Annotated in this window: 15 protein-coding genes; 6 read left to right on the forward strand and 9 right to left on the reverse strand. The window is 44.8% G+C overall.

Features of this window, described 5'->3' with window-relative positions:
- The 4 genes from Q0241_RS05455 to Q0241_RS05470 form a co-directional block, all read right to left on the reverse strand.
- Positions 1–707, reverse strand: a 707-nt coding sequence (locus tag Q0241_RS05455; protein WP_299374313.1) for a nucleotidyl transferase AbiEii/AbiGii toxin family protein, incomplete at its 3' end; no start/stop codon positions are given.
- Entirely contained in the window at positions 688–1,470 is a 783-nt protein-coding gene (locus Q0241_RS05460) for a type IV toxin-antitoxin system AbiEi family antitoxin (protein WP_299374316.1), read from the reverse strand. The genes Q0241_RS05460 and Q0241_RS05455, both read right to left, overlap by 20 nt.
- A gap of 156 nt (positions 1,471–1,626) precedes the next feature.
- Positions 1,627–2,529, reverse strand: a complete 903-nt coding sequence (locus Q0241_RS05465; RefSeq protein ID WP_299374319.1) for a class I SAM-dependent methyltransferase — start codon at positions 2,527–2,529, stop codon at positions 1,627–1,629.
- A gap of 109 nt (positions 2,530–2,638) precedes the next feature.
- Entirely contained in the window at positions 2,639–2,902 is a 264-nt protein-coding gene (locus Q0241_RS05470; RefSeq protein WP_299374322.1) for a hypothetical protein, read from the reverse strand.
- Between the two features lie 113 nt (positions 2,903–3,015).
- On the opposite strand from Q0241_RS05470, the gene Q0241_RS05475 reads away from it, so the two are divergent.
- A complete protein-coding gene (locus tag Q0241_RS05475) occupies positions 3,016–3,870 on the forward strand; it encodes a tetratricopeptide repeat protein (protein WP_299374324.1) in 855 nt (284 codons plus the stop codon).
- Between the two features lie 58 nt (positions 3,871–3,928).
- Here Q0241_RS05475 and Q0241_RS05480 read toward each other — a convergent pair whose 3' ends face one another.
- Positions 3,929–4,630, reverse strand: coding sequence for a TetR family transcriptional regulator C-terminal domain-containing protein (locus Q0241_RS05480; RefSeq protein WP_299374325.1), 702 nt, complete (start codon positions 4,628–4,630; stop codon positions 3,929–3,931).
- A gap of 403 nt (positions 4,631–5,033) precedes the next feature.
- Between Q0241_RS05480 and Q0241_RS05485 the strand changes: the two genes are divergently transcribed.
- Both Q0241_RS05485 and Q0241_RS05490 read left to right on the forward strand, forming a co-directional pair.
- A complete protein-coding gene (locus Q0241_RS05485; protein WP_299374327.1) occupies positions 5,034–5,912 on the forward strand; it encodes a transporter substrate-binding domain-containing protein in 879 nt (292 codons plus the stop codon).
- A 118-nt stretch (positions 5,913–6,030) separates the two neighbouring features.
- Entirely contained in the window at positions 6,031–6,927 is an 897-nt protein-coding gene (locus Q0241_RS05490) for an amino acid ABC transporter permease (protein WP_299374330.1), read from the forward strand.
- Between the two features lie 245 nt (positions 6,928–7,172).
- Here Q0241_RS05490 and Q0241_RS05495 read toward each other — a convergent pair whose 3' ends face one another.
- A complete protein-coding gene (locus tag Q0241_RS05495; RefSeq protein WP_299374333.1) occupies positions 7,173–7,625 on the reverse strand; it encodes a hypothetical protein in 453 nt (150 codons plus the stop codon).
- Positions 7,626–8,231: 606 nt separating this feature from the next.
- On the opposite strand from Q0241_RS05495, the gene Q0241_RS05500 reads away from it, so the two are divergent.
- Both Q0241_RS05500 and Q0241_RS05505 read left to right on the forward strand, forming a co-directional pair.
- Positions 8,232–9,008 (forward strand): transporter substrate-binding domain-containing protein, encoded by a 777-nt coding sequence (locus tag Q0241_RS05500; protein ID WP_299374336.1) that lies wholly within the window; start codon positions 8,232–8,234, stop codon positions 9,006–9,008.
- Positions 9,009–9,139: 131 nt separating this feature from the next.
- Complete coding sequence (locus Q0241_RS05505) at positions 9,140–9,301, forward strand: DUF1737 domain-containing protein (RefSeq protein ID WP_299374339.1); 162 nt, start codon at positions 9,140–9,142, stop codon at positions 9,299–9,301.
- Between the two features lie 97 nt (positions 9,302–9,398).
- Here the strand turns inward: Q0241_RS05505 and Q0241_RS05510 are convergent, their stop codons facing one another.
- The 3 genes from Q0241_RS05510 to Q0241_RS05520 all read right to left on the reverse strand — a co-directional run bounded on the left by Q0241_RS05510 (position 9,399) and on the right by Q0241_RS05520 (position 11,894).
- Positions 9,399–10,406, reverse strand: a complete 1,008-nt coding sequence (locus tag Q0241_RS05510) for a nitronate monooxygenase (RefSeq protein WP_299374342.1) — start codon at positions 10,404–10,406, stop codon at positions 9,399–9,401.
- A 267-nt stretch (positions 10,407–10,673) separates the two neighbouring features.
- Positions 10,674–11,294: a YceI family protein gene (locus tag Q0241_RS05515; protein ID WP_299374344.1), complete on the reverse strand. Its 621-nt coding sequence runs from the start codon at positions 11,292–11,294 to the stop codon at positions 10,674–10,676.
- Between the two features lie 30 nt (positions 11,295–11,324).
- Positions 11,325–11,894: a cytochrome b gene (locus Q0241_RS05520; RefSeq protein WP_299374347.1), complete on the reverse strand. Its 570-nt coding sequence runs from the start codon at positions 11,892–11,894 to the stop codon at positions 11,325–11,327.
- Between the two features lie 173 nt (positions 11,895–12,067).
- On the opposite strand from Q0241_RS05520, the gene Q0241_RS05525 reads away from it, so the two are divergent.
- Entirely contained in the window at positions 12,068–12,967 is a 900-nt protein-coding gene (locus Q0241_RS05525) for a LysR family transcriptional regulator (RefSeq protein ID WP_299374350.1), read from the forward strand.
- The last annotated feature ends 318 nt before the right edge of the window (positions 12,968–13,285 follow it).

Here is a 13,285-nt window from a genome sequence, read left to right on the forward strand (position 1 = left end):
ACTGTTTCAATAAGCGTCTCTCGTGTTCGTTCAAAGTCTTCATAGGAAAAACTTTCCAGACTCATTCCTTTGAATTGATTGTCCATTGCTTGACGCTGGTCCTGGAAATTGGGGGAAATGACTTCATTGATCGGGCGGTCGCTACACAATAAGCAAAATAGAAAACCTTTTCTGATTTCATCTGTAATACCCTCGTTTTCCAGCAAATATTTTATATCAAAAAGATCTCGGGGATGTTGCCTGTCCATCGCTGCACAGATTTTACCCCCGTACAGCTGTCCTAAGGGGACAATTGGTGTTAGGGCAAAGGCATCAAATTCTGCTTGTGTTTTTTCACACAGAGGCCTTTTTATGGGATCAGAAAGTAACCCGCGGCTTACGGTATTTACCTCTAGTTTGACCTCTGCGCCATCATGAGAAATAAGAAGCTTCCTTGTTTCGTTTTGATGCCTGACACGCGCACCTTTTAATGTGGCTTCTACATATCGCTGAATACGTTCTAATGCTTCATCTATACTTTGCAGTGTTGTTGATCTGTCTTCAATTGGGCAATAGGTTAGATCGATATCGACTGAAAGTCTGGGCATGTTACGTATGAAAAGGTTGATTGCTGTCCCGCCATGCAGTGCAAAACACTGTTCTTTGGCGACGTCGGGAAGAACGCTGAGTAATAACCGTACCTGATCTTTATAGTTTCGATTTTTCATTTTTTTCAAATTCTTTGGGGACGGTTATTTTATATTTGTTTACGTACGTGCCATTTTTCACAAAGCTGCGCTTGCCTGTGCCTAAATCGACCTTTGATAGATCTAGATATTCAACCCAGCCATGGTTACATTTCTCTGCCAGATATAGAAACATCCGTTTAACTTTTACAGAGGAACAATTTTCCAATAAATTTTGAACTGATTTTGGTCGCAGGTTATTAAGCCCCTCCATCAATTCATAGCATTCAAAAAGCTCTTGATGTTTGGGGATCAAATAGAGGCATTCCAGTATCGCCCGGGCAGGGCTGGATACTTTTAACGAATAATTGTTCATTTCGAAGTCAAGTAAGCCAATATTTTTGGGTAAAAATGACGTCGCGAAATATTCTACTTTTATATTCCAGTCGTGATTTTTAAACCAAACGGGCAATCGTTCTTTTTCACCACCAAATAAGATGGCTCGGGCAGCAGACATTTCCAAGTAATGGCTTTTTCCTAGAAGTGATAAAGCTGTGCGCCCACCTACATGCACAGACAAAAGCGCTTGTTTTTGTAAAGCGTATATGCCGCCATGATAATCGACATCATCACCATACCGGATAACAGCCCCTGTTCCGATAGATTTTAACCATTGGCTTTTTTTGTAACGTTTTTGCAAGTCAAGGCTATAGCCCTGTTGGACAAGCCAAGAAGACAGCATCACCACACCGCTAGGAGTGGACATAAGGAGTTTGTTTATTTTTGTTGTTCTATCGGTACTCATAGTACCTATTTAAACATTTACGAAAACTTTATCAAGCTTGTAGTTTATTATTTTTTACCTTAGGGTACTTTTAGTTCTTGTCTGTAGTGGAATATAAACCATTTCGATTTTATCGTACTTTCGAGCCGTGTCATTGTTTTCATTGATGCGGGATAATCAAAGCTTTTGCCCGGAACAGATCAGGAGTTCGGTGGGGGTTTCAAAGCCGTCGCTGGTTTCGTATTGGCGCATGGCTTCGGTGATCTTCTGCCAAATTTTTTCCTGGGTTTCTATGTCCTGACCGGCCAGCATTGTTTGGTGAGAGACCGCGACGTCGCGGCGCCATTGAATAAAGTCTTCGGTTGATCCGAACCGAAGGGGAGCTTCGATGATTTCTTGTTCAATATTGACAAATCCGGCTTGTGCAAAGAGATCTGCAAAAAAGTCTGGTGTGCCCAAGGCAAAGGGGCCGGGTTGGTGTGCTTGTGCAGAGGCGGATGTGCTTGATTGTGCATCCTTTGTTGGTGTTTTTGGTAAGCTCAATTGATCGCGGATGATTTCTGGCGATTGGGTAAAGAAGGGTGTTTTATCCGCCGTGGTATAAACAATGGCGGCAAAAGACCCCGCAGGCTTCAGGACGCGATAAATTTCCTGTAATCCCTTGAGCGGATCGGGCAGAAACATCATACCGAGACGGGAAATGGCGGCATCAAAACTGTTATCTTTTAAGCTGAGGTTTTCGGCGTCCATGACCTCTGCGGTCATATTTTTGACCCCCTGTGTCTGCGCAATGCTCTGCGCAAGTTTGACAAAGGCGGGGGAAAGATCGGTGGCAAGAACCGTTCCTGTTTCGCCGACACGCTCTGCGGCCATGATCGACTGGCTGCCATCACCTGCGGTAATATCCAGTACGTGGTTGCCGGTTTTTATATCAGCCTGATCCAGCATGATGTCTGTGGCGACGCTGACGAAATCATTTATCACGGGGATCCATTTATGCCACGCAGAGGCGGCTTGATCCCATTCCTCTATTTCAATCTGTTTATATGCTGCGTTCGTAAGGTTATTTGTTTGTGTCATGAAGGGGACTCTCGGGCATGAAATAATGTGGTCGGTGACATAAAAATGAAAATAAACAGTGAACCGGGCTGTGAAGTCAGTCGTAAATCATTGGTGTGGATAGCTTAACTTAACTATCATCCTTTTTGCCAAAAGCATAGCCAAGTGCCCCGGCAATAATAGTTGCGGCTTCACCTTCTAAGGCATCGTTGAGTGCAAGGATCGCCACGATCGGCAGGGCAATGCTTAACACCGTATAGCGGATAAACTGCCAGCCGATTCCCCGAATTTCACCGTCTTTGCCACCTTTGCGATTAAGATGCCCGAGCCAGAGAACCATGGGGATGGAAAGTGCGAGAATAACGGTTGTTACGGTAACAAGTAGCTCGTTCATGGTATCCACCTTGTCGTCTGCTTAGGGTTTGCAATTGATGTCACAGGCTATAAATTACATCTTTTGATTGTAGAGCGACCAGATTACTTGGGTCTAGGATAAAAAGAAGAGTTATGTTTCGATCACTTCCGATTTACGCTTGGGCGCTCATGACAGTTTTATTGCTTTCGCCCAATTTGAGCCACGCCCAGAGTTTTCAAACGCAATCCAGACATTGCAACAATCCCGATGCCTCGGCGGAGTTGCGGATAGAGGCGTGTGGGTGGCTTATCCAGTCAGGTGAATTGCCGGACAAGGGGTATGGAATTGTCTATCGCTTGCGGGGAATGGCCCATATCGACGCCGGGAATTATGAATCTGCTGTGAAAGATTTGAGCGAGGCAATTTCCTATGACCCCAATCGCGCGTCCAATTATCTGGAACGGGCTTATGCCCATAGCTTTCGCGATTATAACGGCTTGGCCATGGATGATTATAATCAGGCAATCGCCATCGATCCGTATAATGCCGAAGCCTATTACTATCGCGCAGGCCTTTTTACCGACAAAAAGCTGATTGATCTTGCCATTCTGGATTACAGAGCGGCGGTTCGTCTTGATCCCAATGATTCCTATGCGTTGAATTCCTTGGCGTGGCTTCTGGCGATTAATCCGGACAAGACAGAACGCCAAGGGGCCGAGGCTATTACCTTTGCCAAAAGAGCACTGGATATTAATCCCGATGATTTTGAAGTCTGGGATACGCTGGCGGCGGCCTATGTGGAAGATGGGCAGGATAATGAAGCTTTTGATGCCTATTTGAAAGCCCAGGACATTGGTGGGCAAGACCGTATTGAAATGGATCAAGTCTGGCTAAAGGAAAAGGGGTATTATCATGGCGATACAAATGGCGTTAGAAACGAAGCAAGCATAAGTGCGTTGAAAGAATGTATTGCGTCAGGTTGTCAGTTGCATAGTGAACTTTGGTAGAGGCTTTTGATTTGTATTGTGTTTCGCCCTGATGTGTCAGTGATCTGAACATACGATATTAATGCTGATCAAGTCTTCCCGCTGCCCTGACCTGTAACCATTGTTCGTTGGTACCACAAAATAGGAAGCCATCGAGTAAACCAAAACAGGCAAGACGGGCATCATTAATACTAAAGGTTGAACGATTTATACACATTTGAAGCCATAATCCATCAACCAGCGCAGCGAGTGCCAATGCAACGAGGCTTGGGTCAACTTCATCCTGATTTCCTTCGTTCAGGGCGACATCGCTTATGACGTCAACAAGCTGTTGGTGGTACCCTGAACACAGGGATTTCGCGTTGGATTGCATCATGGGATCTAGGCGCAACTCGCTCCAGAATGCCAGCATCACGGAAAGGGTTGTTTCTTCCTGCATCGTGCCGTTAAAGCAGGTGTTCACAAAAACTTTAAGCTTGTTTCGTGGGTCGTCTTTTTCGTCTTGATTTTCAACGCTGTGATCGTCTAATGCAGATTTTAATTCGGTACTGAATTTATCGATGAGTTGGGCATAGGCTTGTAAAATAAGGTCGCTTTTTCCCGTAAAATAATGCCGTAAAAGGCCGGGCGAAACGTCTGCTTTGCTACAGATTTGTCTGACGCTTGTTGCTGCATATCCGTGTTCAGCAATACATTTGACTGTGGCATCAATCAGTCTTTGGCGACGAAAATCAGCTTCCAGTCTGCGAAATTTAGGTGTCGAAGCGGCGGCGTTTTGCATAGATAACCTTGTTTCGTCCAAGCCCAGAGTACGTAGAGTTGAATACAGCGTTTTTCATGCTACTTCGTTCTTCAGGGAACTTCGTTTCATGAATGCAATCGGTTTTATAATGCCTCGCTATTATAAAAATTCAAAATAGTAATGTTTCTATACATCAGATGCGTAAAATTTTACCTTGTTGATGAGGTGAAATTAGAGTCAAAAATTGACTCAAAAATTGACGATGCATTTTATCTTATGGGCGATTTTGCCTGATGAGAAATAATTTTACAACTGTAAAATAAGCCTTGCTCATTTCTGTTCGGTGCCTTACCGTTTTGTTTCGTTGTTGTGTCATTTTAACTTTCATCATTTTGTCTGGCAGCCAACCAGAGCTGCAAATTTGCTCAGGGAGGAGCACGTCATGAAGTCTTCATTCTCTCACTTTGAAAAAAAATCTACGGGTAAGGGGCAAATCAAATCAGTTGTTGGTTTGGCTTTGGTCGGTCTTGTATCTTTATCCGGTTTAGCAAAAGCAGGTGAGGTGCTGGATAAGGTCATGGCAGAGGGCAAGATGACTGTGGCAACCAATTCGGAATATCCGCCTGCGTCTTATCTGAATGCAGACGGCGTTTTTGAAGGTTATGACGTTGATGTTGCAAAAGAACTCGCCAAACGTATGGGCGTTGATGTTGAGTTTATTAACCCGGCCTGGGAAGCAATAACATCTGGAAAATGGGGCGGACGCTGGGATGTGGCAATTGGTTCTATGACGCCGACCCCGGCCCGCGCAGAAGTTCTGGACTTCCCGGCTGTATATTATTTCACGCCTTCGGCTTTTTACGTGCACAAGGATTCATCCGCTCAAACACTTGCTGATCTAAATGACAAACGTATTGGTGCCAGTGGCGGTTCAACATATGAAGCTTACTTGACCCATACACTGGAACTTGACCAGACCTATTCCCCACCCGTGACTTTTTCTGTGACGCCAAGTGATATCAGAACTTATGAAACAGATACCAATGCCATGGACGATCTTCGTATTGGGGATGGTAAGCGTCTTGATGCAGGTATTTCGTCTGTGCCAAATATTCTCGAAGCGATCAAGGCGAACTATCCGATCCGGCAATTGGGTGATCCGGTTTTTTATGAGCCGCTGGCCGTGGCGCTCGCCAAAGGCGACCCGGAAATGACAGCAAAGACGGCTGAAATTATCGAAGAAATGCGTGCGGATGGCACCCTGGTTGAACTGTCTGTTAAATGGTTTGGTGAAGATTTGGTCAGTACGACCCATAATTAAATGTTTCGAATACTTTTCTGAATCATATGTTCTGGGCCACCAATGATACTTTGTTGCTGGTGGCTCATTGGACTTTTTTTAGGAAACTTCTTTCATAACGAAATGAAAAAGCGTTGGTATGATTAATACATTGGTATCTGTTCTGGAATATCCCGCAGTTCGCCGGTTCCTATTGTTTTTATTTTTTCTATCTGCGCTTTTGTTTTTCGATCTTTCCTTTCAAATCGCTGTGGGTATTGCCATTGGGTTGACGCTCAACGTCGTTCTCGTGGCTTTGTTGCCCTTTCGCACACAGGTCCTGATTTTCTTTTCAGAACTTTTGTGTCTTTTCCTGGCTTTCTTCTATTCTTTTGATCTGTCTTTCAGCTTTATCATCGAACGGCTGCCGCTGCTGATTTTGACTGGTCTCGGGTATACCCTTCTTATTACCTCTGTCTCTATTATCTGCGCGAGTATATTGGCTATGGTCGGGGCGCTGGCTCGATTGTCAAAAAATGGTCCAGCCTATTCCCTATCGACATTCTATGTTTCCTTTTTCCGGGGAACACCTTTGTTGCTACAGGTTTATCTTATTTATCTCGGCCTGCCACAAATGGGCATCACCCTTGATGCTATTCCATCGGGTATAATTGCTTTGTCCCTTTGTTATGGGGCTTATATGACAGAAATTTTCCGGTCGGGCATTCAGTCTGTTGGGGAAGGGCAAGCCGAAGCTGCGACAGCACTTGGCCTTAAAAAATGGCAGGTAATGTACAAGGTAATCCTGCCTCAGGCCATTCGGATCATTGTTCCCCCCACTGGGAATAATTTTATTTCCATGCTCAAAGATAGCTCGCTGGTATCTGCCATGGGGGTGATGGAGCTGATGTATTTGGCGCGGACTTTGGGGCGTTCAGAGTTCAAGCACTTTGAAATGCTGATCACGGCTGCCTTGATCTATTGGTTTGTCAGCTTCTTGTTCGAATTGCTTCAAGCACGTATCGAAAAATATTATGGTCGGTATAGCAAGACGTAATTATTGTGGCTGTTCTTATTGGAATTCCCACTGGGAGAGTACGGCGGGTGGTCCAATATTTTTACTTGGAAGCATATGGGAAGATGGTCTTCAGCGTGCCGTAAGTGAAATGTGTCTTGTGTACAAATTCAGTGGTGAGCGCCTGATTAATAATATCGAAGCAGTATGCTGCTCGTACCAGTAATGGGCTAGAAATAGGCCGAGTATGGCACTGTTGTCTAGTCTTGCATAAGATAAGCCATCTGTTACTTATCAAAGGCGACATAGGCGATGGTTTCGGTGATTGTGCCGTTGCGTTCCATGGGGATGATAATGGCGTTGAAAGTTTGGTGTTCTTTATCAAGCCAGTGGATGCTGGTGTTTAGATAAGCGGGGTTTAAACTGGTCATGACGTCATTATGAGCGCTCCAGAACACATTCTCAGTTTCTTTGAATTCGCCACGCAGAATGTATTTTCCAGTTAAATCCATACCATAAACGCTGGATAATTTTGATCCCCAGAAACTATAAAGAAAATCGTTTTTATCTTCGTGGTAACGGTTGAGGATCAATGTTGGCCAATAGCTGATAAAAGGGCGGCTTTGGATCAGATCAATGGTCATGTGCCCTTTTCCCCGTGCTTCATCGCAAAGTTTGAGAAAAGCTTTGATGGCATGGTGGTTGATGCTTATTTCCAGATCCCGGCCGATTTCAAGCACTTTTTGTTTTGTCCAATTGCGCTGTTAGGGTTTCCCAAAGGCTTATGGTTGTCTTTGGGGTTACGTATCATTCGCGCACTTTGTGCATAATGGCACGTCGTTGTTTTCTGTATTTAAGGTATTACCCGCATTATTTAAGGTATTACCCGCATTCTGCCTTATTTTTTTGTTTATAGTCAAAAGGAGAGAGATAAGGAAAGGTAAAAACGACTAGTCGACATGAATTTGGGTTCGTTCTAGTCTTATTAAGTGACCGTTGTAAACGAAGGTTATTTATTTTCTGGTCGTTGTTTTTCAAAAGAGCGTCATTAAAGTTTAAACAAATAAAGTATTCGGTTAACAGGTTTTTAAATCTCTATGTCGTAAAAGATAAGGGCTTGATTACATGGATATTATGGCATTGTCCGATGTTTGGGGTATTGTCTGGTGTCAAGGATATGGTCATATTCCGGGGAATGATCCAATGAAAGTGCCCCGTAAATGACCAAAAAATTAGAAGTCTGGATGTAAGACGTCTTTTAAGTTTGATATTCAGGGAACACAAGTTTGTGAACATAGTCTCTACAAGGGAATTGTCGAGTTCCTTTGGAGTAGAAGGGAAATAGAATGAACCGGGGGCTAAAACGTCGTTTGGGAACCATGACTGGTATTCTGGCAGGCCTAATATTGACCTTTGCAGCATCAGCACAGGCGGAAGATAGCTGCGGAGAGCTTACTGTTGGCTGGATTGATTGGCCACCGTACCAGATGGTTGGGGAAAATAACGACAGTAGCCAACCTGTCGGTGTTGATATTCAAGCTGCAAAGAAGTATTTGGGCGCGTTGGGGTGTGACCTGAAATTTATCTCTAAGCCCTGGGCACGATTGTTAAAGTCAATGGAAGAGGGACAACTGGATGTTTTGCTTGGTATGTCCAAGACAGAAGAACGAAGCAAATATGCCACGTTCAGTGCGCCCTATCGCAATGAAACCGTATGGTTGTTTATGCGGGCAAATCAGCATGACTTTGACCATTTTACGGGACTAAAAGATATTATCGGTACCAAATTCAGACTGGGTGTATCCCGCAACGCCTATTATGGCGATGAGTACCTGAAACTTATGGAAGACCCAAAGTTTAAAAGCAGGGTTTTTCAGGCCATTGGTGGTGAAAATTTTCAAATGCTGATGACAGATCGTGTTGATGGGTTTTTGGTGGATAAGGAAACAGGTAAAGCACGGATCAAAGAAGACGGCTTGGTAGGGGATATCGTTCCCCATAATCATGTTCAGGTTGATCTGGGACCAGTGCATATCATGTTTGGGAAGAATAGCATCTCGCGTGGATTAATGGATAAACTGAACGCAATTATTGAAAAGAATGTGGTTATTCCCCAAAGTTAAAATATCTTGAGGCCATAAAAAATTTAGGTGTGGCAATCTTTTAGGTGTAAATTTTCAGATCCCTTTAATCTTTCTTGTGCATTCTTGTTTTAAGTTCAAATGGACCTGCCAATAAAGGAAACATAGATCAGATGAAAAAATATGAACTGGTTCTGGAACATAGCCGCGAAGGTTTGAATGAAAAAGTAACTTCATTGTTGAATGAAGGATGGGACGTTTGTGGTAATCTGGTTATCAATAGAGACGACGAAGGTTTTCCTTACTTCTACCAGCCAATGATCAAACGAGATTGAGGATATGCGGGGCAACTTATAAATAGATTGGTTGCCCGTTTATTTTTCACGAACTGCTTTTTGCGCAAAGAAGATGCCTGGTACAGAGGCATCTATTTTAGAGGGTATTCATTCCTGACAGACGTTCCTTTGCTATCAGGCTTTCCTGTATAAAACGTGTGAGTATAGTTGCCACTGGCTCTATAGCATTGGCAAAACAAGCACTTTGGCCGTAATCGAGTAATCCCTGATCTGTTTTGCCAGATGCATAGGCTTCTTTCGATAGCTTTCCGTTAAGAAGATGTGCGTAATCTTCGTAGCTTTCCTTGCCTTCATTTTCCAGCGCGAGGATAGCCTGTGCCGTTTGGTTATCCAGAACGCGGTGATGGTTCTTTAATGTGCTTTGTACCACTATACTGTCCAGCCCGGTGCCTTCAATGACGCGCTGTTTATAATCCCTATGCGCTTGAAGTTCACTGGAAACCAGCATGCGGGTTCCCATCAGAATACCGTCACATCCCATCGCAAGAGCCGCCGTTAACTGGCTGCCATGGCCAATGCCGCCGCCGAGAATAACTGGAACAGATAGCTTTTGCGGGCCGTCAGCGGCTTGAACCATGGACCCAACCATCATGTAGCCGGGGTGGCCGCCACATTCCGCCCCAACCAAACTGACTGCATCAACCCCTGCGCGTTCAGCCGAAAGCGCAAAGCGGACGGCAGGGACTTTGTGAATAACTTTGATGCCTGCTTCTTTCATCAGGGGGATGATCGGGCCGGGGTTGCCGCCGGCGGTTTCGACCACCGCAATCTTTTCGTTCTGTATCACAGTAAGCAATTTTTCCAGTCGGTCATTGGCATCTTGCCGAGGAGTGATATAGAGATTTACCCCAAAGGATTTGCCCCCAGACAAATCCCGGCATTTCTGAATTTCATCCTGAAGTTCTTTGGGGTCGGGGAAGGTCAGGGCAGAAATAAAGCCCATTGCCCCGGCATTGACCACAGCGGCGACATAGTTCGCATCGGCCAAGTGCATTAAACCACCACAGAGAATGGGATGTTCTATGCCGAGTAAGTCGGTAAGGCGGGTTCTTATCTTTGGGCGTGTGTTAGATTGGGGGACCATTAATGATATCCTCTGGTCTTTGATGCTTTTTAATCCTGTGCATACTTAAAATTTATTTGATTTAGCGGACGGGTCAGTTGCTTCTTACGCGGTATTTGCAACGATTTACGACAGCATTTGAATTTAGAAAACGAAGATAGGTTCCTTCTGTCATAGGGTAAAGACAATGTTGTAAATACAAAGAGGAGAGGAAACGGTTGTTTCCTCTCCTCTTTTATAATCCGTAAGTACCTTGTTAAGTACTGGGTATAGGTCTTTTATAAATACTTACCCCTTAGGGCGTACGCCTTCGAAGAAGACGAGGATTTCGACTTCTTGTGCGCTTGGGCCCATGTCCATCATGCCGTAGTCACCAACGGGAATAACCAATGATCCTTCGAAACCCTGACGTACATACCCCCACGGGTCATCGCCGCCGCCAATCCAGTTTACATCCATGGTGATTGGTTTGGTAATACCCTTGATGGTCAGATCACCGCTCAGGACTGCTGTTTTTTCGCTAACGGGTTTTAGGCCAGTGCTGACAAAGGTTGCGGTCGGGAAGTTGGAAACGTCCAGAAAATCTGCACTGCGCAGGTGTTTGTCACGCTCTGCATGATTGGAATCAAGGCTTGCGGTATCAACGTTAATGGAAATGGAAGAAGCTTCGGGTTTGTTGGCGTCAAATTCGAACTGGCCATCAAACTTATTAAAGCGAGCAAGGATCCATGAATAGCCAAGGTGGCTGATTTTAAACTGGATTGATGCGTGGGCACCTTGAGTATCCAATTGATAGGTTTCGGCCTGTGCCGGGGATGTCAGGGGCGCTGCTAAACTACCAAGAGCGCCAAAAGCTAAAAGAGAGCTGATAAAGACTGACTTTGCAGATTTCAGTGTTGATTTATACATCTGTATTATTCCTGTTTTAGAAGGTTGAATTCAAGGTGTTGTTGTGCGGGCACCCAAAAGCATGCGCTTTAGCGTGCGGTCTTTGTTTATGAGGTGATGTTTAAGGGCTGCTGCGGCGTGTAAAACAACAAATCCGGCCAGTGACCATGCGATGATTTCGTGGATTAACCCGGCGGTATCTTCCAGCCCTTTGCTTGGCGGGAACAGCGCGGGTATCTCTACCAAATCAAAGACAAAGATCGATCGTCCATCGGCCGTGGAAATCAGGTACCCGGATAGAAACAGGGCAAAAGGCAGGGTATAGAGTATGAAGTGCACTAAGGATGCCGCCTTGTGCTGCAGATCCTGATGCTGTGCTTCCGGATCAGAAATTGGCAGCGGCACAATGCTGATCAAACGCCAGATCAGCCGAATAACCATAAGAACAGCGACCAGAATTCCGATGGATTTGTGCAGGCTTGGAAAGGTTTTGTAAGCCGGGTCATAGTAGCTCAATTCGACCATATAAAGGCCCAATCCAAACAGGGCGGTTGCCGCTAGGGCAATGACCCAGTGGAAAAAGCGGGCTATCCAGCCATAATTTTCAAAGGTGTTGAGCATCTGTTTGGTTTCTCAAGTTTCAGTATCTCTGTTTGTTTCAAGAACCAAGTCAGCTTCACTTTTACGAAGAACAGTGAAGCATGACGTCGTGTCTGCTTGAAATATCGGATGAAACATGATTTAAAAAAGTATAAATATTAGATTGAATTGATATGTAAATTAGATCGAGATGTATGATGACCCTGGATCAGTTGCGCGCACTCATTGGTGTTGTTGACCACGGTGGCTTTCGGGCTGCTTCCGAAGCCCTACACAAAAGTCAGTCTGCGGTCTCTATCGCCATTAAAAATTTGGAAGACGAGCTGAAGGTTGCGATCTTTGAGCGGGATGGCTATCGCCCGACGTTAACCTATCATGGCAAAATACTTGTTCAGAAAGCCCGTACTGTTCTGTCTCAGGCAAGGGATATGAGCGATCTGGCCCAGCACTATGCACAAGGTGTTGAGGCAGAGCTTCGCATCGTGGTGTCAGAGGTATTTGATATCCAGCAGATTCTTGGCGCGTTTCGTATTATCCGTGATAAGTACCCGGCAACACGATTGACATTGTTTGTCGAAAATTTCACGGCCCCGCTAGAAATTCTAGAAGACAAGGAAGCCGATATTGCAATGGTGGCGGGTGGTGAGATGTTCGATAAAATTGAAATGACGCGCTATGAAAAACTATGCCCCGTGAGTTTAATCCCCGTGGTATCCGGGTGTTCAGTGGGGCAAAAGGATGCATCAGAATTAACCAGGGAAGATATGGATGGGGCAACCCAGGTTGTTGTAACTGATCGTAGCCGGAACAGGGACGAGCGAAAGTATGGTGTTTTGGAAACCAGTGTACCGTGGCGGGTAAATGATTTTTTGACGAAGAAGCAGATTATCATGTCCGGTTTGGGGTGGGGGCGCGTTCCTTTGCATATGATTAGTGACGAGTTAGCTTCTGGTGATCTGGTGGCGTTGACGTCTTCTGACTTTGGTCCTGTGGAAATAGAAACTTATATTTCGCGCACGACCAATCATCCCTTTGGTCCCGTGGCAGAATCCTTTTGGAATCTGATTGTGCAACAAGACATCACCCCTGTTTAAGATAAAGGTCATACATATTGCTATATGTTTTAGGTTAACGTTAGTTGTTATTTATCTTTTTTTCTATATGCTCAGACCCAACATTTTATAAGTCTCGCAGATGACAGGTTACCAATTTCTTGGCGAACCTGTTTTGTCGAAATTCAGAACAGGGGTTCTACATATGACTGAAGGTTTTACAACTACAGGCAACAAAACTGTTTCAGGTGAAGAAGGTCAAGACCTTCTTGTTGGTCAAGCAGCTTCTGCAATTGAAATTACAGCGCCAGCCGGTGGTGAAACCAAGACTGTTTCTTTGGAACGTGGTCAGACAGCAAC

It is taken from the genome of uncultured Kiloniella sp. (assembly GCF_937128705.1).
Classification (GTDB): domain Bacteria; phylum Pseudomonadota; class Alphaproteobacteria; order Kiloniellales; family Kiloniellaceae; genus Kiloniella.